This is a genomic window from Burkholderia savannae (assembly GCF_001524445.2).
Classification (GTDB): Bacteria; Pseudomonadota; Gammaproteobacteria; order Burkholderiales; family Burkholderiaceae; genus Burkholderia; species Burkholderia savannae.
This window is the reverse complement of the sequence record NZ_CP013417.1, coordinates 2,485,941-2,509,283: the sequence shown is the minus strand read 5'-3', so window position 1 is coordinate 2,509,283 and position 23,343 is coordinate 2,485,941. Positions and strand designations below refer to the sequence as shown.

Sequence of the window (23,343 nt, the reverse complement as noted above, 5' to 3'; positions counted from 1 at the left end):
GCCGCCCCATGACATACCGCGTTCGTTTCGCTCCCGTCTTCTCGTCCGTTTGCGCACTGCTCTACGCGACGTCCGCGCCCGAATTCGCGCGCGCCGCGCAGATTCCGTCGCGCGATGCCGCGCTCGGCGCGTACTTCGACGCCGATGCGAGCTCGACCGAGATCGAGGTCGAGTTGATTCGGCTCGCGCGCACGCGCGTGCTGGTCGCGGGCGGCGCGTCCGTGCCTGCGGCCGTTGCGTCGGCGCTGTGCGCGGCGCGCGGCCGCGGCGTCGACGTGCGGGTCGTGCTCGACCGGACGGGGCGCGCGACGAAGTACAGCGGCGCGGCGTTTCTCGCGAGCGCGGGCGTCAGCGTCGCGCTGAGCGAGCGCGTGTCGAACGCGCACGGGCCGTTCGTCGTCGTCGACGACGCGGTCGTGCTCGGCACCGCGAGCTTCGCGCAGACGCGCGACGCGCGCGGGGCGGGAAACTTCAACGTTTTCTATCGCGCGCCGCAGCTCGCGCAGTCGTATGCGACGGAATTCTGGCGGCTGTACGGCCTGGCGCGCCGATAGCGGGCGACGGCGGCCGCGCGGCGGCGCGGCGCGAGAACGGCGGGGCGTCGACCGAGAACTGCGGCGCGACGCCGGGCGGCGCCGCGCCGGCGCGCGCGCTTCGATGCCCGACATCGCCGACATCGCCGACATCGCCGACATCGCCGACATCGCCGACATCGCCGACATCGCCGACATCGCCGACATCGCCGACATCGCCGACATCGCCGACATCGCCGACATCGCCGACATCGCCGACATCGCCGACATCGCCGACATCGCCGACATCGCCGACATCGCCGACATCGCCGACATCGCCGACATCGCCGACATCGCCGACATCGCCGAGCCGGTCAGACCGGCACGACCGAAAAAGCGGACAAGGCCGGCAAGACCGCCGCAACCGGTTCCGCCTCGCGCGGCCGCGCCGCCGTCGAAGCGGAGGGCGGCTGGCGGGCAATCGCGTTCGCTTGCACAATAGCCGCTCGATAGCGAGGATGTCGATGCACGAACGACCGCAGATCACGGCCGAGACGACACGGTTTGCCGCGCTGGACGGCCGACTGTTGACGGGGACTTTCCATGCGCCGGGCACGCCGGGTGCGAGCAACGGGCGCAGCGTGCTCGTGAACGGCGCGCTCGGCGTGCCGCGCGGCTTCTACGAGCGCTACGCGCGCTTCCTGGCCGGCGACGGCTTCACCGTGCTGACCTACGACTATCGCGGCGTCGGCGATTCGCGCAAGCCGCCGGCCGAAGCCGACACGGCGACGCTGCGCGACTGGGGCGAAGCCGATCTGCCCGGCGCGCTCGACCATCTCGCCGCGCGCGCGCCGTCGCATCGGCTGCTCGCGGTGGGGCACAGCGTCGGCGGGCAGATGTTCGGCCTCGCGCACAACAACGGCCGTGCGGCGGCGCTGTTGTCGATCTGCTGCCCGAGCGGCTACTGGCGGCTATGGCCGTGGCCGCGCCGGCCGCTGCTCGCGGCGCTGTGGTTCGGCGTCGTGCCGGCGCTGGGCGGCGTGCTGTCGCATCTGCCGGCGCGGCGCCTCGGCCTGGGCGGCGGCGCCGACCTGCCGTCGGGCGTGATGCGCGAATGGGCGCGCTGGAGCCGCCATCCCGACTATCTGATCGACGGCGCGGGCCGTCCGCTGCGCGAGCATTTCCGCGATTATCGCGGCCGGATTCTCGCGTACACGGTCAGCGACGACTGGATGGCGCCGCCCGCCGCGGTGCAGGCGCTGCATCGGCTCTATTCGAGCGCGCAGATCGAGCACCGCGAGATTTCGCCGGACCGCCGGCAGCATGCGATCGGTCACTTCGGCTATTTTCGCGACGATAATCGCGCGCTGTGGCCGCTCGGCGCGGCGTGGCTGCGCGAGCAGTGAGCCGCCGGGGCGGCAGCGCGCGTGATGCCGTGCCGCAAGCGGGGAGCCACGCGCCACACGCCACACGCCACACGCCACACGCCACACGCCACACGCCACACGCCACACGCCACACGCCACACGCCACACGCCACACGCCACACCACACGCCACACGCCACACGCCACACGCCACACGCCACACGCCACACGCCACACGCCACACGCCACACGCCACACGCCACACGCCACACGCCACACGCCACACGCCACACGCCACACGCCACACGCCACACGCCGACCGCGCCGCGCGAATCCGGTTCCCGCATTTCACGAGCGCCCGCTAGGGCCTGTTCCCGCTAATAACGGGCTTGCGCTGGCCGCCAGAAGGGCCGAGCGCAAGGATTGCGACGAAGCGAATACTCGACGTATTCGCGAGGAGCATGGCGCAGCGATCGGCCCTTCTGGCGGCCAGCCCCTCGACGGATTTTTTTGATCACGGGAACGTGCCTTTGCGCCCGCATGGCGGCGTTGTTCGTCGTTGCAATTGCGACCGCTATTGCGCCTCCTCGCTCCTTGCCCTGCGGGCGCAAAGGCACGTTCGCAAGCCCGTTATTAGCGGAAACAGGCCCTAGGCGAAGCGGGCGCGACGCGCTAAAGTCGACGCTCCCCACGTCAAGCGGAGCATTACCGATGAAGCTGATTGGCATGCTGGATTCCCCATTCGTGCGGCGCGTCGCGATATCGGCGAAGCTGCTCGGTTTGCCGTTCGAGCACCGCTCGATATCGGTGTTTCGCCAGTTCGACGAGTTCAAGTCGATCAATCCGCTCGTGAAGGCGCCGACGTTCTTCACCGACGACGGCACGATGCTCGTCGATTCGTCGCTGATCGTCGATTACCTCGACCGGCTCGTCGCGCCGCAGCGGCGGCTGATGCCCGACGATCTGCCGGCGCGCGTGCGAGCGCTCGAGCTCACCGGTCTTGCGCTCGCGGCGGCCGAAAAGACGGTGCAGGTTGTCTACGAGCATGGCCTGCGGCCGGGCGACAAGCAGCATCAGCCTTGGCTCGACCGCGTGCTCGGCCAGCTCGACAGCGCATACGGCGCGCTCGACGCGCGCATCGCGGGCGCGGGCGGCTGGCTCGTCGGCGAGCGGATCACTCAGGCGGACGTGACGGTCGCCGTCGCGTGGCGCTTCACGGCGTTCATGAAGCGCGATTACCCGGACCTCGCGCGCATCGATCCGGCGCGCTATCCGGCGCTCGCTGCGCTGTCCGCGCGCGCGGAGGCGCTGCCGGAGTTCGAGAGCACGCCGCTCGATTGAGCGGCGCGAGCCGCGGCGCAATCGGCTTCCCATACGTTGCGTGACGCTTGATGCGCGACGCGGCATCCTGAACGCGGACTGCGGACTGCGGACTGCGGACTGCGGACTGCGGACTGCGGACTGCGAATGGCGGACTGCGAATGGCGGATCACCAACTACCGATAACCGACTACCGATAACCAGTCACTAGTCACCGGTCACCGGTCGCGGCTCACCGATCCGAATGGCGCCCGGCCAGCCGGAATCGAGCGCCGCGCGGAACGCCGCCGATTTCGGCAAGCCGGCTGCCGCCGCGCGCAAAAAAACGGAGGCGGTCTCGCCACGCCGCCCGGGCGTCGCGAAACCGCCTCCGCGGTTCGTCATCGAAGGGCGCGCCTCCTAAGCGGTCGCGCGACGATGCTTACGCACGCAGCGCGGCGGCGGGCGCGTAGCCGCCGTCGTCGCGCTCGGCCGCCTCGCGGCGCTTGATTTCTCGCGCGAGCGCATGCGCCTCGCGGTGCGACGCGACGGCGGGCGGCGAGCCCTTGAGCGGCTGGCGCGCGCTCTCGGGCAGCGCGAGCACCGAGATCGCGCCGATCACGGCGGCGCCCATCAGGTAATACGCGGGCATCATCAGGTCGCCCGTCGCGTCGACGAGCCACGCGGCCGCGAGCGGCGTCGTGCCGCCGAACAGCGACACCGACACGTTGAAGCCGATCGCGAGCGCGCCGTAGCGGATCTCGGTCGGAAAGAGCGCGGGCAGCGCCGACGGCATCACGCCCGTAAAGCACGACAGCAGCGCGCCGAGGATCAGGAGGCCGCCGAACACGAGCGACGTCTCGCCCGTGCGGATCAGGAGCAGCGCCGGAATCGCGAGCGCGAAGAGCCCGATGCAGCCGGCGAGCATCACCGGCTTGCGGCCGATCGCGTCGGACAGCCGGCCCGTCGCGAGCGTCATCGGCATCATCAGCACCATCACGATCAGGATCAGCACGAGGCCGTGCGCCTCGTCGAAATGCAGCGTCGAGGACAGATAGCTCGGCAGATACGACAGCGCCATGTAGTCGGCCACGTTGAAGATCAGCACGAGGCCGACGCACAGCAGCAGCGCGCGCCAGTGACGCACGAGCTGCCGGCGGAAATGCGCGTTCGGCACTGCCTTGTCCTGCGCTTCGCGCGCTTCGGCCTGGCGCTTGAACGCGGGCGTCTCCTCGAGCTTCATCCGGATGTAGAGGCCGATCAGGCCGAGCGGGCCCGCGATCAGGAACGGCACGCGCCAGCCCCACGACAGCAGCGCGTCGTGCGACATCGACGCCGTCAGCAGCGCGACGACGCCCGCGCCCATCACATAGCCGATCAGCGTACCGAACTCGAGGAAGCTGCCCATGAAGCCGCGGCGCTTGTCGGTCGAGAACTCGGCGATGAAGGTCGCCGCGCCGCCGTATTCTCCGCCCGTCGAGAAGCCCTGCACGAGGCGCGCGACGAGGAGCAGCGCGGGCGCGAGGAGGCCGATCGAGTCGTAGCTCGGGATGAGGCCGATCGCGAACGTGCCGACCGCCATCATGATCATCGTCATCGCGAGCACGCGCTGGCGGCCGATGCGGTCGCCGAGCGGCCCGAACACCATTCCGCCGAGCGGGCGCACGAGGAACGCGGCGGCGAACGTGCCGAACGTCGCGAGCAGCTGCGCGGACGGGCTGCTCGACGGGAAGAACACCTGGCCGAGCGTGACCGCGATGTAGCTGTAGACGCCGAAGTCGAACCATTCCATCGCGTTGCCGAGCGCCATCGCGCCGACCGCGCGCTTCAGGAGCCCTTGGTCGACGACGGTGATCTCGTGGGGGGCGGCGGACGCGCCGTCGGCGGACGCGATTGACGAGGAAGACGGGGCGGATGTTGCAGTCAAGGTCGAAAACTCCTGTGACGGCGGCCGAATCGCGCGAGGGGACGCGCGGTTCGCCACGGTTTGCCGGAGAGTGCGGTTCGCGATCGAACGAGGGTCGCGAGCGTGAAAGGGCGCATGAAGCGCTTAATCCGAAAGGAAGCCGATCCGGCGCGGACCCGATGGTCGTCGCGCACTCGCACTCGTGAGAAAGGCCGCCGTACGGGGACGGTCGGCCAACCGGCGCATCGCGTGGCGCTCGCGGCCGGCTGAATACCCTTCAAGGGCGTTGAAACGAAAAAAGCGGCCCGAAGGCGTGCTTTCTTGTGAGCGAAATTCCGGTCGATCCACTGCGGCGCAACGCCGAACGGCCGGGCGACCGAAATAAATGGCAGACGTAGACTGTTGAAAGAAGTGACATATTAGCACGATGGCGGAGGATCGTGCAAATTGACGCGCGGGCGCCGGTTTCTCCGGTGTCGGCTCGGGTATGATCGCGCTCGTTGCCGCGGCGTTGCGCGGCGTTTTCGACCCGCGCGTTGCGCGCCTCCGGACATGCTCCCACTCGCGAAGATCGCCGCGCTTTTCGTATTGACCGCCGTCGCCGAGATCGTCGGCTGCTACCTGCCGTGGCTCGTGCTGAAGGCCGGCAAGCCGGCCTGGCTGCTCGTGCCTGCGGCGCTGTCGCTTGCGCTCTTCGCGTGGCTGCTGACGCTGCATCCGGCCGCCGCCGCGCGCACGTACGCGGCGTACGGCGGCGTCTACATCGCGGTTGCGCTCGCCTGGCTGCGGATCGTCGACGGCGTGCCGCTGTCGCGCTGGGATGCGGCGGGCGCGGCGCTCGCGCTCGCCGGAATGTCGGTGATCGCGCTTCAGCCGCGCGGGTGAGGCCGGGGCATGCGGCGGTGCGCGCCGGTTCGCGTCGCAGCGGGCGGTGCGGGCGATGCGGCGGCGAAAATCCGGGCGGTGCGGGGCGCGGTCTCCATGATCGGCGCGCGCCGACGGCCGGCGAGCCGCGCGGCGGCCGGGGTCGAGCACGGCGAGCGTCGACTAATCGCACGTGCGCATGATTCGGCCGAGCGGCGTTCGTTGGGCTGCGCGCTTGCGCCGTCGCGACGGCGCGCCGCGCACATTTCCGGCTGATGGTCGATCGAACGTCGCATGAAGTCGGGCATCCGCCGCGCCGCGTGCCGCGCGGCGGCCGTCCGTCCGGAGAGCGGCCGATCGCGATTCAAATCGATTGCGGCGAGATTCGATTGCGGCCAGGTTCATCGTCGAGCGCGCGGCCGGCGGCGTGCGGCGGCCATGCGGGCTCCGATGATTCGCATGCGGCGCCCGACCCGCGGTGGCACATGAACGTGGCGCTGGCGCCGTGCGGCTCGCCGCGCCCTCGCGGCCGCGGATCAGCGGCAGATACCGCGCCCTGCGGCGCGGCCACGCACGCGTCGGCCGGGACGCGGAAAGGCTGAAAAGCCCAAAAGCCCAAAAGCCGAGGCGCCGTCAGGCTTCGCCGGGCGTTTCCTTGCGCCACACGCACGCGCCCTTGACCGATTTGTCGAGCGCATCGAGCTGCGCTTCGTGCTCGGCGAGCTCTTCGTCGGTCGCGGCGAGCACCGGCAGGTCGAGCCCGCTGAACGCCATCCTCGGCTCGTCGCCGTTGCGGTGCTTGTCGCCGGCGTCGTCGAGCATGTCGATGACGAGGCTCTCCTGTCCGCGGGTCATCGCGAGATACACCTCGGCGAGCAGCTCCGAGTCGAGCAGCGCGCCGTGCAGCGTCCGGTGCGCGTTGCTGATGTCGAAGCGGTCGCACAGCGCGTCGAGCGAGTTGCGCTTGCCGGGGAACATCTGCTTGGCCTGCACGAGCGTGTCGATCACGCCCGCGCAGTGCTCGGTGAAAGGCGGCAGGCCGAGCAGCGAGAACTCGGCGTCGAGAAAGCCGACGTCGAACGGCGCGTTGTGGATGATGAGCTCCGCGTCGCGGACGAAGTCGCGCAGCTGGTCGACGATTTCCGCGAACTTCGGCTTGTCGCTCAGGAACTCGGTCGTGAGCCCGTGTACCGCGAGCGCGCCCGGGTCGCTGTCGCGCCCGGGGTTCACGTAGAAATGCAGGTTGTTGCCGGTGAGCCGGCGATTGAGCAGCTCGACGCAGCCGACTTCGATGATGCGGTCGCCCGCGCGTGCGTTGAGGCCGGTGGTTTCGGTATCGAGAATGATCTGGCGCATGTCGGAAAAACGGATGTCGGGTCAGTCGGGGAGCGAACAAGGGCGCGCGAGCCGGCTCATGCCTGCTCGAGCGATTCGACGCCGCGGTTCGCGAGCGCGTCCGCGCGCTCGTTTTCCGGGTGGCCGGCGTGCCCTTTCACCCAGCGCCATTCGACGTCGTGCTGCGCGACGAGCGCGTCGAGCTTCTGCCAGAGGTCCGCGTTCTTCACGGGCGTCTTCGCGGCCGTGACCCAGCCTTTCTTCTTCCAGCCGTGAATCCACTCGCTGATGCCCTTCTGCACGTACTGAGAATCGGTGTGGACGACCACCTTGCACGGGCGCTTGAGCGCCTCGAGCGCGGAGATCACCGCGGTGAGCTCCATCCGGTTGTTGGTCGTGCCGGCTTCGCCGCCGAAAAGCTCCTTCTCCTGCGTGCCGTAGCGCAGCAATGCGCCCCAGCCGCCGGGGCCCGGATTGCCCTTGCAGGCGCCGTCGGTATAGATGTCGATGGTTTGCAACGTCATGAATGTTCTTGGTGAGTGGTCGGGGTGGCGGCGGGCGTGAGGCCCGGCGCGAGCACCGGCTTTTTCATCTTGATCGGACCGACGAGTCGCATCCCGCGCACGCGCTTGATCGCCGTCACCATGTAGACGGCGCCGAAGATCGGCCACCAGCGGTCGCCCGCGGCCTCCATGAACGCATAGCGGGACAGCCACTTGTCGGTGGCGAGGGGCGGCCGGTAGCAGCCGAAGCGGCCGCGCTCGAGATCGAAGCCGAGCAGCTTGATCCAGTCCTTCAGCCGGATGAACGTGATCTGGTCGCGCGTCGCGGGGACGAACGGCCGGCTCGCCATCTTGCCGACCGATTGCCGCGCGCCCCAGAGGCTCAGCGAATTGAAGCCGGTGATCACGAGTTGGCCTTCCGGCATCAGCACGCGTTCCGCCTCGCGCAAGAGCCGGTGCGGATCGGACGTGAATTCGAGCGTGTGCGGCATCACGATGAGATCGACGCTTTGCGACTCGAACGGCAGGTCGAGCAGGTCGCACCACACGGTGCTGCGCCCGGCGGGCGCATGCTCGGCGCTGTGCGCCTCGCGCGCCCACGGGTAGTGATAGGGCGCGCTCGCGCCGCTCGCCGGATCGAGCACGAGGCCGCGGCACGGCATGCGGTTCTCGCGCAGCGCGTCGAGTTGCGGCAGCCCGAGCTGCAGCGCGTGGAAGCCGAACACGTCGGACACGGTGCGGTCGAGCTGCGCTTGCTCCCAGCCGAGCACGTAGCGCCCGGGCGGGGAGTCGGTCCAGGCGGGCCAGTCTATAATCGAACGGTCAGACATATCTCGGTGGTTGCGCGCCCATGAACGAGCTGGAATACGTGCCGGTGCCGGCATTCGACGACAACTACATCTGGCTCGTGTCGGACGGCAGCGATGCGGTCGCCGTCGATCCGGGCGAAGCCGCTCCGGTGCGCCGTCATCTCGACGCGCGAGGCTGGCGGCTGACCGCTATTTTACTCACGCACCACCACGGCGACCACGTCGGCGGAGTGGCCGAGCTGCTCGCGACCGCGCGCGAAGGCGAGCCGGTCGCGGTATTCGGCCCTGCGCACGAGGCGATCGAGCACGTCACGCGCCGCCTCGCGGGCGGCGAGCGCGTGCGCATCGGGTCGCCCCAGCTCGAATTCGACGTGATCGACGTGCCGGGCCACACGCGGGGCCACATCGCGTACTTCCAGCCGGCGGGGCGGGCGAATGCCGCGCCGCACCTCTTTTGCGGCGATACGCTGTTCTCGTGCGGCTGCGGCCGCCTCTTCGAGGGCACGCCCGCGCAGATGCTCGCGTCGCTCGACGCGCTCGCGGCGCTGCCGGGCGACACGCGCGTGCATTGCGCGCACGAATACACGCTGTCGAACATCAAGTTCGCGCTCGCGTGCGAGCCGGACAACGCGGCGCTCGCCGCGTGGCGCGACGAAGCGCTCGCGCGCCGCGCGCGCAACGAGCCGACGCTGCCGACGACGATCGCGCACGAGCGTGCGGTGAACCCGTTCCTGCGCGCGGACAGCCCGTCGATCCGCGCGGCGCTCGAAGCGCAGCTACACGAGGCGGTGCCGGACCGGCTCGCCGCGTTCGCGCTGATGCGCGAGTGGAAAAACCGTTTTCGTTGAACCCTGGGAGCGATCGGGTCAAGCTCAAGCGGAATCTAGGGAGTCGGCCCCAAATACCCGATTTAGCAGGTTTTTTCGGCCTTTTTGTTGACGCGAAGCACGCACTTTCGTACTATCGCCTGCAATTTCCAGCTGTTGGAAGCCGAGATTTTCATGCGATTCCTCCTCAGTGCGCTGTTGGTCCTCACGCTCGCCGCCTGCGCGGGCACGGGACCGACCGCCCAAAATCCCGCGGCCGCCGACCCGCAAGCCGCTTCGGATTACTTGCGCAAGTCCGCCTCCGCGAAAGAAACCGTCGACGTCGACAAGCAATCGGTCGGCGATCTCACCACCGCCGACAGCGATCTCTGGGCGCGCATCCGCCGCGGCTTCCAGATGCCCGACCTGCAGAGCGACCTCGTCGACATGCAGGCGTCGTGGTACGCGCAGCGTCCCGACTACGTGCAGCGGATGACCGAGCGTTCGCAGAAGTATCTGTACCACATCGTCGAGGAGCTCGAGTCGCGCCATATGCCGACCGAGCTCGCGCTGCTGCCGTTCATCGAATCGGCGTACAACCCGCAGGCGCTGTCCGTCGCGAAGGCGGCGGGGATGTGGCAGTTCATGCCGGCCACGGGGCGCACGTACAACCTCAAGCGCAACATGTGGCAGGACGAGCGGCGCGACGTGCTCGCGTCGACGAGCGCCGCGCTCGACTACCTGTCGCGCCTGCATGACATGTTCGGCGACTGGTATCTCGCGCTCGCCGCGTACAACTGGGGCGAGGGCAACGTGCAGCGCGCGATCGCGCGCAACCAGGCGGCCGGCTTGCCGACCGACTACCAGAGCCTGCGGATGCCGAACGAGACGCGCAATTACGTGCCGAAGCTGCAGGCGGTCAAGAACATCGTGATGAACCCGCAGCAGTTCGGCCTCGCGCTGTCGGAGATCCCGAACCACCCGTATTTCGTGACGGTCACGACGTCGCGCGACATCGACGTGACGGTGGCCGCGAAGCTCGCGAACCTGCCGCTCGACGAATTCAAGTCGCTCAACCCGTCGTTCTCGAAGCCGGTGATTCTCGGCGCGACGCAGCCGCAGATCCTGCTGCCGTTCGACAACGCATCGGCGTTCGAGAAGGGCCTGAAGTCGTACGGCGGCCAGCTGTCGTCGTGGACCGCATATACCGTCACCGAGCGTTCGCGGCCCGCCGCGATCGCGGAGAAGATCGGCGTCGACGCGGACACGCTGATGCAAGTGAACAAGATTCCGGCCGGCATGCGGCTGAAGCCCGGCTCGACGATCGTCGTGCCACGCACCGACGACGACGACGAGGACATCAGCGCCGACGTCGCCGAGAACGGCGCGCTCGCGATGGAGCCGGACGTGCCGGACACGCGCAAGATGCTGATTCGCGTGCGGCGCAAGCAGTCGATGGAAGCGCTCGCGAGCCGCTACGGCGTGTCGGTCGCGCAGCTGCGCGCGTGGAACCGCACGCGCCGCGCGGTCGTGATGCCGGGCCAGACGATGGTGCTGCACGTGCCGGTCGGCCGCGCGGTGCCGGCCGAGCCGGGTCCGGAGCGGATCGCGACGTCGGTGTCGGGCGGCCACATCGAGCGCGCGAGCCTGCATACGGGCGGCAAGGCGAGCCGCGGCCGCAAGGCGGCGCCCGTGGCGTCGAAGGCGCCGGCGAAGGCCGCGAAGAGCAGCGCGAAGGCCGCGCCCGCGAAGGCCGCGAGCCACAAGGCGAAGAAAAAGTAAGACGAAATGGCGTGCGCGCGGCGGGGGCTTTCCGGCCGCCGGCGCGTAATCGACTACCATCGCGCAACGCCGTCACCCGGGTGACGGCGTTTTCGTTTGTGCGCGCCGCGCCGTGGGTCCGCCGGCCGGCCGCTTCACCGGTGAAGTGTGATGTCCCTTGTGCAATTTCGCGTGTTCGCGCTGTTCGCGATCGGCTATTTCGTTTCATACGTGTTTCGCGGCGTGAATCTCGGCTTCGCGCCACTCATCACGCGCGACCTCGGCTTGTCCGCTGCCGACCTCGGCCTGCTGACGAGCCTCTATTTCCTCGGCTTCGCCTGCGCGCAGATTCCGGCCGGCGTGCTGCTCGACCGCTACGGTCCGCGCCGCGTGAGCGCCGTGCTGCTGCTTGTCGCGGCGGCGGGCGCGTGGGTGTTCGGCGCCGCGCACGACATCGGCACGATGATGGCCGGGCGTCTTTTGATCGGCGTCGGCGTGTCGGTGTGCCTCGGCGGCGCGTTCAAGGCGCTCGCGCAGCACTTCCCGGTCGCGCGGCTGCCGCTCCTGAACGGCTTCGTGATGGCGGTGGGCGGCCTGGGCGGCGTTGCGGTCGGCTCGCCGCTCGAATGGCTGCTCGGCTTCGCCGGTTGGCGCGCGGTGTGCGCGGGGCTCGGCGCGTTCACGGTGGCGGTGGCGGCCGCATTGTGGGCGTTCGCGCCCGACGCGCGACAGAGCCGCCACGATACGAGTGTCGCCGAGCAATTCGCCGGCACGTGGCGAATCGTCACGAACCGCACCTTCTGGAAGATCGCGTCGTTCTCGGTCGTCACGCAGGGCGTGTTCTATGCGATGCAGTCGCTGTGGGTCGGCGCGTATCTGCGCGACGTGAGCGGCTTCGCGCCGCGCGATGCGGCCGCGCTCGTGTCGGTGCTCGGTTTCGCGATGATGGCGGGCTGCGTCGGTTTCGGCGCGGCGGCGCGCGGACTCGAGCGGCGCGGCGTGTCCCTCTACGCGTTCTGCGGCTTCGGAATGGCGCTCTTCGTCGCGACCCAGGTCGCGATCATGCTGCGCGCGCCGCTGCCCGCCGCCGTGCTGTGGGCCGCGTACGGGGTGTTCGGCGGCGTCGGCATCCTGAGCTATGCGGTGCTCGCCGAGTATTTTCCCGTGCATCTGATCGGCCGCGCGAACACGACGCTCACGCTCGTCATCTTCGTGCTGATCTTCGGCTTCCAGGTCGGGGTGGGCGCGATGCTGTCGCATTGGCCGACGCATGCGGGGCATTATCCGGCGGCCGCGCATCTGAGCGCCTGGAGCGTGCTCGTCGCGCTGCAGATCGCGAGCGCGGTGTGGTACGTGCTGCCCGACCGCGCGCTCGACAAGCCGGCCCGGCACGCGGGCTGATGCGCGTGCCGCCTGCTGCGGGCCAAGCAGTGGGCATGGACCGCGCTACGCGTTGCCATTGCCGGCGTGGTTCGCCGCGTGACATACCGCATTGGCGAATGCGATGCCGCGGGCGGTCGCGCACCGTCGCCGGCGCGCGGAGCGCTTCAACTGCGCCGATCGACGTACTCGATGTACCCGCGCCCGCCCGCAGGGCGGCCGTCGCGCTCGCCTTCCCATCGATAGCCGCCGACATAGCCGGTGCCGATGCCGAACAGCATCGGCGTGTCGACCGTCGCGTCGATGGCGAACAGATTGCGGCCATGCCGGTCGCGCACGCGCCACGTGAACGTCTCGGGCAGTCTCATCTCGTTGCCGTCCGGCGCGACGGCCGGCCGCGCCTGCGCGCTCAGCACGCGGAAATGGACATCGGCGTCGAGCCGGTGTGCGCATTGGCCGACGACGCGCAGATACGCGCTCGTCAGCGCCGAATGGCCGTCGACCTGAATGTGCGCGAGCAGCAACTGCGTGTCGGCGTCGAGGTCGATCACCTGATAGCTGAACACGTTCCACGGCAGCTTCGCGGCTTTCGGGAGGAAGCGGTTGTAGAGCAGGTACGGCGACGTGCCGCGCGCGTATTCGTAGGTGCAGAGGCCGGACACGGTGATCGCTGTGCCGCCGTGCTCGATCGTGCCCCGATAGCGGGTGACGAGCGCGATGTGTTCGTAGAAGCGGCCTTTCGCGAACCATGTAACGTCGCCTGTCGCGGTGAGCGCCAGATCGACCGCGAAGCCGTCGCGGCGGCTTTTGAGCCGGAACTCCGGGTAGCGGCCGCTCAGTTCCAGGTCGCCGCCGAGGCGCAGCAGGCTGCCGTCGGCGTGCCACTCGGTGTCACGCGGTATCGAGTAGTGCGTGAAATGGCGATCGACGGCGGCCGCCGTGCCGTGCACGAGCGTCGCGGTTTGCAGCGGGCCGTCGCCCGGCGCGGCCGCGAAGTCGGTGTCGAACACGCGCATGCCGGCGCTGCCGAGGATGATCGCGGTGGCCATGAATTGATGCGGCGCGGGCAGGTCCGGAATCATGATCCCGTAATGCACGAGGCCGAATCGGCGTGCGCCGCCGTCCGGCGCGAAGGTCATCGGCACGGGCAGTCCGTGCTGCACGGATGGTTCGACCGGCCGCAGAATCTGCGTGGCGACTTTGGTGAACAGATAGCCGCGCAATCCTCGCCAGCCGCGGTGGCGATGTTTGCTGTCGATGAGCGGCAGGGCGGGGGTGGTGCCCGGGGGCGGGGCGAGGGGGGTGCTCATGTCGTCTCCTGTTTGTCGCGCGAGCACGGCGTTGGGTGCGCGTGTGTGGCGAAGCGCCAGCGGCTTCGCAGTCGTCGAATATGTCGCCGATGCGATGGCCGCGTACTCGGCCTCGCGACCGTGGCCGGCGAGCGGCGATCGCCGGTGATTGGGCGTGCGGGAAAGATCGCATTGAGCGTTACATTGTGCAATGGCATATTGGGCGCATTCCGAACATTTGAGGCCATCTTGACCGTCAAGCTCGCCCACTGGGATTTCGTCCGGCCTGTCGGGACGACGCGCGTGCTCGTCGACGTGGGAGTCGAGCAGGGGATGGCCGTCGACCGGTGCCTGGGCGGCAGCGGCATCCCCTTCGATCTGCTCGACAAGCTGGACGCCGCAGTCGCCGCCACGCAGGAACTGTGCATCATCCGCAATCTGATGCGGCTGCTGGGGCCGGACTTTCCGCTCGGCATCGAGATCGGCCGGCGCTATCACGCGACCGCCTACGGTGTCTGGGGGTTCGCGCTCATGAGCAGCGCGACGTTCGGCGACGCCGTGTCGGTCGGCTTGCGCTACCTTCAATTGACGTCGACCTTCTGCGACATCCGGCCGACCGTGCGCGGCGAGGATGCGACACTCGTGATCGGCGATCGCGACCTGCCCGGCGACGTGCGCGACGTGCTGGTCGAAATCACGGCGGCCGCGCTGATCACGCTGCAATTCGATCTCGATGCGACGAACTTGCCGGTCAAGCGGCTTGCGCTCAAGATGGAGGCGCCGCCGTACGCGGACCGCTTCCGGGCGCTGTTCGGCGTGTCGCCCGAGTTTGGCGCGGCGGAAAACGCGTTGTCGGTCGACGCGCGTTGTCTGAATCTGAAGCTGCCGCAGCGCAACGCGCTGACGCGGCGGCAATGTGAAGACGAATGCCGGCGCGTGCTCGAGCGGCGTCGTCGACGCGAGGGATGGGCGGGGCGCGTGCGCTGGCGTCTCGCGGGCGATCCGGCGCGCGGCCCGACGATGGACGTGCTCGCGGCCGAGTTCGGCGTGAGCGTGCGCACGTTGCGGCGGCGGCTCGCGGACGAGGGGACGGATTACGAGGCGGTTGTCGACGAGGTTCGCGAAACGCTCGCCGAGGAATTGCTCGTGACCACGACGCTCACCGTCGCGGAAGTGTCGGAGCGGCTCGGCTATTCGGAGCCGTCCGCGTTCGCGCGCGCGTTCCGGCGCTGGAAAGGGGTGCCGCCGAACGAATTCCGGCGGTCCGTGTGAAGGCATGCCGCGTGCGCGCCGCGGCGGTGCGCGGCCGATGGCCGACATCGGCGGCGTTGCGGCCGATGTCGGCGCGGCCGTGGTTTCGGCGCACAGCCGCCCCGGCGGGCGCGAGCCCGCACGAAATGCGCCGATCGATTGAAGATAAGGCCAATTTCACGCTATAATTTGAAAGTTTGTGCTAATCAACCTCGCACCCTAGCGCCTACCTCCTTCATCCCGTTCGTCCGCCGCACGCCGCTTGACGCAGGCGATGCCGCGAAACCCGCGCCCGCGCGCGCCGTTTCGCGCTCGACCGCAAGCCCGCGCGCGCAAGCGCCCACGCGCGCCGTGATGCGTCACGCGGCCCGCGAGCGCGCGGCAGGATAGACAGGTCGGCGGCAAGGGTGTCCCCCAAGGAGCCCCCCGTGTTGCCGTCTTTTTCTCCCGCATTGCTCGCACTCGCCGACGGCACGGTCTTTCGTGGTTATTCGATCGGCGCGGCCGGCCATACGATCGGCGAAGTCGTGTTCAACACCGCGATCACCGGCTATCAGGAAATCCTCACTGATCCGAGCTATGCACGCCAGATCGTCACGCTGACCTATCCGCACATCGGCAACGTCGGCGTGAACGCCGAGGACGTCGAGGCGACGAAAGTCCATGCCGCCGGCCTCATCGTGCGCGATCTGCCCGCGCTCGCGTCGAACTTCCGGATGGAGCGCACGCTCGGCGATTACCTGCGCGACGAGGGTGTCGTCGCGATCGCGGGCATCGACACCCGCAAGCTGACCCGCATCCTGCGCGACAAGGGCGCGCAGAACGGCTGCATCCTGACGGGCTCCGACGACGAGGCGAAGGCGATCGCGCTCGCGCGCTCGTTCCCGGGCCTGGCCGGCATGGATCTCGCGAAGGTCGTGTCGACGGCGAAGCCGTTCGAATGGAAGCAGACCGAATGGCGCCTCGGCAGCGGCTACGGGATGCAGGAGACGCCGCGCTACCGCGTCGTCGCGTACGACTTCGGCGTGAAGTACAACATCCTGCGCATGCTTGCCGAGCGCGGCTGCCACGTGACGGTGCTGCCCGCGCAGGCGAGCGCGGCCGATGCGCTCGCGCTCAACCCGGACGGCATTTTCCTGTCGAACGGCCCCGGCGATCCGCAGCCGTGCGATTACGCGATCGCCGCGACGAAGGAATTCATCGAGCGCGGCGTGCCGACCTTCGGCATCTGCCTCGGCCACCAGATCATGGGCCTCGCGGTCGGCGCGAAGACGCTCAAGATGAAGACGGGCCACCACGGCGCGAACCATCCGGTGAAGGATCTCGGGAACGGCCGCGTCGTGATCACGTCGCAGAACCACGGCTTCGCGGTCGACGCCGATTCGCTGCCCGCGAACGCGCGCGCGACGCACGTGTCGCTGTTCGACGGCACGCTGCAGGGCTTCGAGCTGACCGACAAGCCCGCGTTCTGCTTTCAGGGCCACCCGGAAGCGTCGCCCGGCCCGCATGACATCGGCTATCTGTTTGACCGCTTCACCGCGCTGATGGACGCGGCGAAGACGCGCAGCGCCTGAGCCCATCGCATCGATCACGGAGTCTCGCATCATGTTCGGCCACGCACTCGGTATCACGGATCTCTGGACCTACGTGTTCGGAGTAGTGTTCATCATTCTGCTGCCGGGGCCGAACTCGATGTACGTGCTGTCGCTCGCCGCGCAGCGCGGCGTGAAAACCGGCTACCGCGCCGCGTGCGGCGTGTTTCTCGGCGACGCCGTGCTGATGGTGCTGTCGGCCGCGGGCGTCGCGTCGCTGCTGAAGGCGAACCCGCTGCTGTTCTCGGTCGTCAAGTACGGCGGCGCCGCGTACCTGCTGTACATCGGCGCCGGCATGCTGCGCGGCGCGTGGCGCAAGCTCGCCCGGCCCGCCGACGCCGACGCCGGTGCCGACGTGCAGCGCGCGGTCGACGGCGAGCGGCCGTTTCGCAAGGCGCTCGTCGTGAGCCTTCTGAATCCGAAGGCGATCCTGTTCTTCATCTCGTTCTTCATCCAGTTCGTCGATCCGACTTACGCGCATCCGGCGCTGTCGTTCGTCGTGCTGGGCGCGATCGCGCAGCTCGCGAGCTTCCTGTATCTGAGCACGCTGATCTTCACGGGCGCGCGTCTCGCCGATCATTTCCGCCGCCGCCGCAAGCTCGCGGCGGGCGCGTCGGGCGGCGTGGGCGGCCTGTTCGTCGGCTTTTCCGTGAAGCTCGCGCTCGCGACGATGAGCTGAGCGCCGCCCGTCGTTCGCGCATCAACGATTATTTTTTGAATCTCAAGAGCCATGCCAAAACGCACAGACATCAACAGCATCCTCATCATCGGCGCCGGCCCGATCATCATCGGCCAGGCGTGCGAGTTCGACTATTCGGGCGCGCAGGCATGCAAGGCGTTGCGTGAGGAGGGCTACAAGGTCATCCTCGTCAACAGCAATCCGGCGACGATCATGACCGATCCGAACACGGCGGACGTCACGTACATCGAGCCGATCACGTGGGAAGTCGTCGAGCGCATCATCGCGAAGGAGCGCCCGGACGCGATCCTGCCGACGATGGGCGGCCAGACCGCGCTCAACTGCGCGCTCGACCTGCATCACCACGGCGTGCTCGAGAAGTACGCGGTCGAATTGATCGGCGCGTCGCCCGCGGCGATCGACAAGGCCGAGGACCGCCAGAAGTTCAAGGACGCGATGACGAAAATCGGCCTCGGCTCGGCGAAGTCCGGCATCGCGCACTCGATGGAAGAGGCGCTCAAGGTGCACGCGGACATCGCGGTGGCCACGGGCGGCAGCGGCTATCCGGCCGTGATCCGTCCGTCGTTCACGCTCGGCGGCTCGGGCGGCGGCATCGCGTACAACCGCGAGGAATTCGAGGAGATCTGCAAGCGCGGCCTCGACCTGTCGCCCACGCGCGAGCTGCTGATCGAAGAGTCGCTGCTCGGCTGGAAGGAATACGAAATGGAAGTCGTGCGCGACCGCGCCGACAACTGCATCATCGTCTGCTCGATCGAGAACCTCGACCCGATGGGCGTGCACACCGGCGACTCGATCACGGTTGCGCCCGCACAGACGCTCACCGACAAGGAATACCAGATCCTGCGCAACGCATCGCTCGCGGTGCTGCGCGAGATCGGCGTCGACACGGGCGGCTCGAACGTGCAGTTCGCGATCAATCCGAAGGACGGCCGCATGGTCGTCATCGAAATGAACCCGCGCGTGTCGCGTTCGTCGGCGCTCGCATCGAAGGCGACGGGCTTTCCGATCGCGAAGGTCGCGGCGAAGCTCGCGGTCGGCTACACGCTCGACGAGCTGAAGAACGAAATCACGGGCGGCCAGACGCCGGCGTCGTTCGAGCCGACGATCGACTACGTCGTCACGAAGATCCCGCGCTTCGCGTTCGAGAAGTTCCGCGAAGCGGATTCGCGGCTGACGACGCAGATGAAGTCGGTCGGCGAGGTGATGGCGATCGGCCGCACGTTCCAGGAGTCGTTCCAGAAGGCGCTGCGCGGCCTCGAGGTCGGCGTCGACGGCCTCGACGAGAAGACGACGAGCCGCGACGAGATCATCCGCGAGATCGGCGAGCCGGGTCCGGACCGGATCTGGTACGTGGGCGACGCGTTCCGCGTCGGCATGTCGCGCGAGCAGATCTTCGAGGAGACGGCGATCGATCCGTGGTTCCTCGCGCAGATCGAGCAGATCGTGCTGAAGGAGAAGGCGCTCGCCGGCCGCACGCTCGCGAGCCTGACGAAGAACGAGCTGCACTACCTGAAGCAGGGCGGCTTCTCCGACCGCCGCCTCGCGAAGCTGCTCGGCGCGACGCCGCAAGACGTCCGCAAGCGCCGTCTCGAACTGAACGTGCGCCCGGTCTACAAGCGCGTCGACACCTGCGCGGCCGAGTTCGCGACGAAGACGGCCTACATGTACTCGACCTACGAGGAAGAGTGCGAGGCGCAGCCGACCACGAACAAGAAGATCATGGTGCTGGGCGGCGGCCCGAACCGGATCGGCCAGGGCATCGAGTTCGATTACTGCTGCGTGCACGCGGCGCTCGCGATGCGCGAGGACGGTTATGAAACGATCATGGTCAACTGCAATCCGGAAACGGTGTCGACCGACTACGACACGTCCGATCGCCTGTACTTCGAGCCGCTCACGCTCGAGGACGTGCTCGAGATCGTCGACAAGGAAAAGCCGGTCGGCGTGATCGTCCAGTACGGCGGCCAGACGCCGCTGAAGCTCGCGCTCGATCTCGAGGCGCACGGTGTGCCGATCATCGGCACGTCGCCGGACATGATCGACGCGGCCGAAGACCGCGAGCGCTTCCAGAAGCTGCTGCAGGATCTCGGCCTGCGCCAGCCGCCGAACCGCACCGCGCGCGCCGAGGGCGAAGCGCTCGCGCTCGCCGACGAGATCGGCTATCCGCTCGTCGTGCGGCCGTCGTACGTGCTCGGCGGCCGCGCGATGGAAATCGTCCACGAGCCGCGCGACCTCGAGCGCTACATGCGCGAGGCGGTGAAGGTGTCGAACGATTCGCCGGTGCTGCTCGACCGCTTCCTGAACGACGCGATCGAATGCGACGTCGACTGCATCTGCGACGGCGACGCCGTGTTCATCGGCGGCGTGATGGAGCACATCGAGCAGGCGGGCGTCCACTCGGGCGACTCGGCATGCTCGCTGCCGCCGTACTCGCTGTCGAAGGAAACCGTGGCCGAGCTGAAGCGCCAGACGGGTGCGATGGCGAAGGCGCTGAACGTGGTCGGGCTGATGAACGTGCAGTTCGCGATCCAGCAGGTGCCCGCCGACGCGAATTCGGCGGACGGCTCGAAGCAGGACATCATCTACGTGCTCGAAGTGAACCCGCGCGCATCGCGCACGGTGCCGTACGTGTCGAAGGCGACGAGCCTGCCGCTCGCGAAGATCGCGGCGCGCGCGATGGTCGGCCAGAAGCTCGCGCAGCAGGGCGTGACGAAGGAAGTGGAGCCGCCGTACTTCAGCGTGAAGGAAGCGGTGTTCCCGTTCATCAAGTTCCCGACCGTCGATCCGGTGCTCGGGCCCGAGATGCGTTCGACGGGCGAAGTGATGGGCGTCGGCACGACGTTCGGCGAAGCGCTTTTCAAGTCGCAGCTCGCGGCGGGCTCGCGCCTGCCGGAGTCGGGCACGGTGCTGCTGACCGTGATGGATGCGGACAAGCCGAAGGCGGTCGAGGTCGCGAAGATGCTGCACGACCTCGGCTATCCGCTCGTCGCGACGCGCGGCACGGCCGCCGCGATCGAGTCGGCGGGCGTGCCGGTGAAGGTCGTGAACAAGGTGAAGGACGGCCGTCCGCACATCGTCGACATGATCAAGAACGGCGAGATCGCGCTCGTGTTCACGACGGTCGACGAGACGCGCGCGGCGATCGCCGATTCGCGTTCGATCCGGATGAGCGCGCAGGCGCACAAGGTCACGTATTACACGACGATGTCCGGCGCGCGCGCGGCAGTGGAGGGCCTGCGCTATCTGAAGAACTTGGAAGTCTATGATTTACAAGGCCTGCACGCTCGCCTAAACTAAGCCTCCAGTTACCTGTCGAAGCAATACGTGCCGCGATTAAGCGGCGTTTCCGATGTTTCGGAAATGCGCTTAATCGCGGTGATTTTTTTTATAGCCGTTTTAGCTATTGAGTCGTTTATGAGCACCATTCCGTTGACGAAGCGTGGCGCAGATCAACTGCGCGATGAACTGCAGCGCCTGAAGTCGGTCGAGCGGCCGGCCGTCATCAACGCGATCGCAGAAGCGCGCGCGCAGGGTGACCTGTCCGAGAATGCCGAGTACGACGCCGCAAAAGAAAAGCAGGGCTTCATCGAGGGACGTATCGCCGAAATCGAGTCGAAGCTGTCGGCCGCGCAGATCATCGATCCGACCGCGCTGGATGCCGACGGCCGTGTGGTGTTCGCGGCGACGGTCGAGCTCGAGGATCTCGAATCGGGCAATACCGTCAAGTACCAGATCGTCGGCGACGACGAGGCCGATCTCGATCACGGCCTGATCTCGGTCAGCTCGCCGATCGCGCGCGCGCTGATCGGCAAGTCCGAAGGCGACGTCGCGGCGGTTCAGGCGCCGAGCGGCGTGCGCGAGTACGAAATCATCTCGGTGCTGTACATCTGATGTCCGGTTCCGCGGCGCCGCACCGGCTGTTTCGCCTGCTGGCGACGATCTGGGTCGGCAGTCTGCTGACGATCGGCTATGCGGTGGCGCCGGTGCTGTTCGCGACGCTCGATCGGGCGACGGCGGGTTCCGTCGCCGCGCGCCTGTTCAACATTGAGGCGACGATCGGCGCGGTGTGCGGCGTGCTGCTGATCGGCTTGTCGAATCTGCTCGTGCGGCGCGGCCACGATTCCTACCGCCGGCTGCGCCGGCTGCTGGCCGCGATGCTCGGCTGCGTGCTGGTCGGCTATTTCGCGTTGCAGCCGTTCATGAACGCGCTGCGCGTCGCGGCGCTCGAGGCGGGCACCGACGTCGGCCATTCCGCGTATGCGGGGCGCTTCGCGCTCCTGCATGGCGTGTCGAGCCTCTTTTATCTCGTCGAGAGCCTCGTCGGCGTGTGGCTGATCTGGCGGCTGCCGGGGCACGGCGGCTCGAGCCCGCTTGGCGGCGCGCGGCGCGCATAGCCGGCGCATATCATCCGGCGCGGCGCACGCGCGCGCTGGAAGCGCGGGCTTGCCCGGCCGGCGATCCGGCCGTGTGGCAAGCCCGAAGGCGATTACTTCTCGTTCTGGTGCTGGCGCTTCGCGCTCGACTGGCGTTTTTTCGCGCGCTTGACGTTGCCGCCCGCGGTCACGCGTTCGTTGCCGAGCACGCGCACTTTCTCCGGCTTCGGCCGGCGGACGGCGGGCGCGTTCGGCGATTGCTTCACCACCTTGACGACGCGCGGCGCGCGGCCCTTCGCGTCAGCCGACGGCGCGGCGCCCGCGCGGGCGGCCTCGCGCGCGCTCGGCACGCCGCGGCGGCCGCGCGGCGGCGCCTCTTCGGCCTGCTCGGGCTTCCAGATCACGAGCAGCTTGCCGATGTGCTGGATCGGCGCGGCATTCAGGCGGTCGCAGATTTCGTCGTAGATCGCGACGCGCTCGTCGCGCTCGTCGCCGAATACGCGGATCTTGATCAGCTGGTGCGCGGCGAGGTGGACTTTGATCTCGGCGAGCACGGCATTGGTAAGCCCTTCTGCGCCGATCAGCACGACGGGCTTGAGCGCATGGGCTTCGGAACGCAGCGCGGAGCGCTCGGCGGGGGAAAGCGAAAGGGCGGGCATCGGAATGAGGAATTCGAATCAAATTGACGGCGGGCGAGCCGGGAAGAGCGGCAAAGCTTTTCCGCGGCGGCGCGCCGAAACCACGTAAAATCGCGGCTTGGGCCCGTCGGGGCCGAAAGCCGCGCCAATAAGTCCCGTATTATCCGCCAAAAGTGCGGCTTCACGAAGCAATCGGCAGCAATCTCTCCATCGCATGGCAAAGAACCGCTTTAACCAATCCTGGTTGCATGACCACATCAACGACCCGTACGTCAAAATGGCGCAGCGGGAGGGCTATCGCGCGCGCGCCGCGTACAAGCTGAAGGAAATCGACGAGCAGGACAAGCTGATCCGTCCGGGCCAGGTGATCGTCGACCTGGGCGCCGCGCCGGGGAGCTGGAGCCAGTACGCGCGCAACAAGCTTGCGCGGGGCTTGCGGCGCGACGCGGTGCGCGAGGGCGGGATCGACGGCACGATCATCGCGCTCGACATGCTGCCGATGGAGCCCATCGCCGACGTCCATTTCATCCAGGGTGACTTCCGCGAGGAGGACGTGCTGCACCAATTGGAGGAAGTCCTCGCCGGGCGCCCGGTCGACCTTGTAATTTCCGACATGGCCCCCAACCTGTCCGGCGTGGCGGTCGCGGATGCGGCGCGGATCGAGCATGTCTGCGATCTGGCGCTCGAATTTGCGCAAAACCATCTGAAACCGGATGGGGCCCTTTTGGTGAAGTGCTTCCACGGCAGCGGCTACAGCCAGATTGTCGAGAAATTCAAGCACCAATTTAAAACGGTGGCGCCGCGCAAGCCAAAAGCTTCCCGCGACAAATCGTCCGAAACGTTTATTTTGGGTCGGCATCTGAAGCAACCGCGCTGAAGGTGGCATGGCGCGGCAGGATGCGCCGGAGCCCTTGCCAGTCGTGCCGCGCGCCTATCGGCGCGGTAGCGAATCCTTATGG

Annotated in this window: 21 protein-coding genes and 1 pseudogene; 15 read left to right on the top strand and 7 right to left on the bottom strand. The window is 68.1% G+C overall.

Features of this window, described 5'->3' with window-relative positions; genetic code table 11:
- Positions 1 to 8 precede the first annotated feature (8 nt).
- The 4 genes and pseudogenes from WS78_RS12295 to WS78_RS12275 all read left to right on the top strand — a co-directional run bounded on the left by WS78_RS12295 (position 9) and on the right by WS78_RS12275 (position 3,219).
- A complete protein-coding gene (locus WS78_RS12295; RefSeq protein WP_082717307.1) occupies positions 9 to 554 on the top strand; it encodes a phospholipase D-like domain-containing protein in 546 nt (181 codons plus the stop codon).
- Positions 555 to 657: 103 nt separating this feature from the next.
- A pseudogene (locus WS78_RS37560) lies at positions 658 to 1,025 on the top strand (hypothetical protein).
- Positions 1,026 to 1,036: 11 nt separating this feature from the next.
- On the top strand, positions 1,037 to 1,918 hold the full coding sequence (locus WS78_RS12285; RefSeq protein ID WP_038744856.1) for an alpha/beta hydrolase family protein: 882 nt from the start codon (positions 1,037 to 1,039) through the stop codon (positions 1,916 to 1,918).
- Positions 1,919 to 2,589: 671 nt separating this feature from the next.
- Positions 2,590 to 3,219, top strand: a complete 630-nt coding sequence (locus WS78_RS12275) for a glutathione S-transferase family protein (protein ID WP_038749728.1) — start codon at positions 2,590 to 2,592, stop codon at positions 3,217 to 3,219.
- A gap of 186 nt (positions 3,220 to 3,405) precedes the next feature.
- Here WS78_RS12275 and WS78_RS35810 read toward each other — a convergent pair whose 3' ends face one another.
- Together WS78_RS35810 and proP are read right to left on the bottom strand one after the other, a co-directional pair.
- The gene (locus tag WS78_RS35810; RefSeq protein ID WP_156437597.1) at positions 3,406 to 3,582 is read right to left on the bottom strand and encodes a hypothetical protein; all 177 of its coding nucleotides are present in this window, start codon (positions 3,580 to 3,582) and stop codon (positions 3,406 to 3,408) included.
- Positions 3,583 to 3,619: 37 nt separating this feature from the next.
- On the bottom strand, positions 3,620 to 5,104 hold the full coding sequence (gene proP / locus WS78_RS12270) for a glycine betaine/L-proline transporter ProP (protein ID WP_038749730.1): 1,485 nt from the start codon (positions 5,102 to 5,104) through the stop codon (positions 3,620 to 3,622).
- A 531-nt stretch (positions 5,105 to 5,635) separates the two neighbouring features.
- Here proP and WS78_RS12260 point away from each other — a divergent pair.
- The gene (locus WS78_RS12260; RefSeq protein WP_038749732.1) at positions 5,636 to 5,968 is read left to right on the top strand and encodes a YnfA family protein; all 333 of its coding nucleotides are present in this window, start codon (positions 5,636 to 5,638) and stop codon (positions 5,966 to 5,968) included.
- 612 nt (positions 5,969 to 6,580) lie between these two features.
- Here the strand turns inward: WS78_RS12260 and dnaQ are convergent.
- From dnaQ to WS78_RS12235, 3 genes are read right to left on the bottom strand one after another with little or no spacing between them, the layout of a single operon-like run.
- Positions 6,581 to 7,303, bottom strand: a complete 723-nt coding sequence (gene dnaQ, locus WS78_RS12245) for a DNA polymerase III subunit epsilon (protein WP_038749736.1) — start codon at positions 7,301 to 7,303, stop codon at positions 6,581 to 6,583.
- A 56-nt stretch (positions 7,304 to 7,359) separates the two neighbouring features.
- Entirely contained in the window at positions 7,360 to 7,806 is a 447-nt protein-coding gene (gene rnhA / locus WS78_RS12240; protein WP_038749739.1) for a ribonuclease HI, read from the bottom strand.
- Positions 7,803 to 8,615, bottom strand: coding sequence for a class I SAM-dependent methyltransferase (locus WS78_RS12235; RefSeq protein WP_038749742.1), 813 nt, complete (start codon positions 8,613 to 8,615; stop codon positions 7,803 to 7,805). The genes rnhA and WS78_RS12235 overlap by 4 nt, the downstream gene beginning before the upstream one ends.
- 20 nt (positions 8,616 to 8,635) lie before the next feature.
- Between WS78_RS12235 and gloB the strand changes: the two genes are divergently transcribed.
- The 3 genes from gloB (at position 8,636) to WS78_RS12220 (ending at position 12,562) form a co-directional block, all read left to right on the top strand.
- Positions 8,636 to 9,442, top strand: a complete 807-nt coding sequence (gloB, locus tag WS78_RS12230) for a hydroxyacylglutathione hydrolase (RefSeq protein WP_059580964.1) — start codon at positions 8,636 to 8,638, stop codon at positions 9,440 to 9,442.
- A gap of 153 nt (positions 9,443 to 9,595) precedes the next feature.
- Positions 9,596 to 11,182, top strand: coding sequence for a transglycosylase SLT domain-containing protein (locus tag WS78_RS12225; protein WP_038749844.1), 1,587 nt, complete (start codon positions 9,596 to 9,598; stop codon positions 11,180 to 11,182).
- Between the two features lie 150 nt (positions 11,183 to 11,332).
- On the top strand, positions 11,333 to 12,562 hold the full coding sequence (locus tag WS78_RS12220) for an MFS transporter (protein ID WP_059580961.1): 1,230 nt from the start codon (positions 11,333 to 11,335) through the stop codon (positions 12,560 to 12,562).
- Positions 12,563 to 12,708: 146 nt separating this feature from the next.
- Here the strand turns inward: WS78_RS12220 and WS78_RS12215 are convergent, their stop codons facing one another.
- Positions 12,709 to 13,851 carry a DUF6670 family protein gene (locus WS78_RS12215; protein WP_038749751.1) on the bottom strand — a complete coding sequence of 381 codons (1,143 nt, stop codon included), beginning with the start codon at positions 13,849 to 13,851 and terminating at the stop codon, positions 12,709 to 12,711.
- 228 nt (positions 13,852 to 14,079) lie between these two features.
- On the opposite strand from WS78_RS12215, the gene WS78_RS12210 reads away from it, so the two are divergent.
- From WS78_RS12210 to WS78_RS12185, 6 genes are all read left to right on the top strand, one after another.
- A complete protein-coding gene (locus WS78_RS12210; protein ID WP_059580956.1) occupies positions 14,080 to 15,102 on the top strand; it encodes an AraC family transcriptional regulator in 1,023 nt (340 codons plus the stop codon).
- 407 nt (positions 15,103 to 15,509) lie between these two features.
- A complete protein-coding gene (gene carA, locus WS78_RS12205) occupies positions 15,510 to 16,655 on the top strand; it encodes a glutamine-hydrolyzing carbamoyl-phosphate synthase small subunit (protein ID WP_059580952.1) in 1,146 nt (381 codons plus the stop codon).
- Positions 16,656 to 16,686: 31 nt separating this feature from the next.
- On the top strand, positions 16,687 to 17,352 hold the full coding sequence (gene leuE / locus WS78_RS12200) for a leucine efflux protein LeuE (protein ID WP_059580949.1): 666 nt from the start codon (positions 16,687 to 16,689) through the stop codon (positions 17,350 to 17,352).
- Between the two features lie 51 nt (positions 17,353 to 17,403).
- On the top strand, positions 17,404 to 20,670 hold the full coding sequence (carB, locus tag WS78_RS12195; protein ID WP_059580944.1) for a carbamoyl-phosphate synthase large subunit: 3,267 nt from the start codon (positions 17,404 to 17,406) through the stop codon (positions 20,668 to 20,670).
- Between the two features lie 117 nt (positions 20,671 to 20,787).
- A complete protein-coding gene (gene greA, locus WS78_RS12190) occupies positions 20,788 to 21,264 on the top strand; it encodes a transcription elongation factor GreA (protein WP_038749766.1) in 477 nt (158 codons plus the stop codon).
- Positions 21,264 to 21,767 (top strand): DUF4149 domain-containing protein, encoded by a 504-nt coding sequence (locus WS78_RS12185; protein WP_038749769.1) that lies wholly within the window; start codon positions 21,264 to 21,266, stop codon positions 21,765 to 21,767. The genes greA and WS78_RS12185 overlap by 1 nt, the downstream gene beginning before the upstream one ends.
- Before the next feature lie 92 nt (positions 21,768 to 21,859).
- On the opposite strand, the gene WS78_RS12180 is transcribed toward WS78_RS12185, so the two are convergent.
- Positions 21,860 to 22,405, bottom strand: a complete 546-nt coding sequence (locus tag WS78_RS12180) for a YhbY family RNA-binding protein (protein WP_038749772.1) — start codon at positions 22,403 to 22,405, stop codon at positions 21,860 to 21,862.
- A gap of 193 nt (positions 22,406 to 22,598) precedes the next feature.
- Between WS78_RS12180 and WS78_RS12175 the strand changes: the two genes are divergently transcribed.
- Positions 22,599 to 23,261, top strand: coding sequence for an RlmE family RNA methyltransferase (locus WS78_RS12175; protein WP_059580940.1), 663 nt, complete (start codon positions 22,599 to 22,601; stop codon positions 23,259 to 23,261).
- The last annotated feature ends 82 nt before the right edge of the window (positions 23,262 to 23,343 follow it).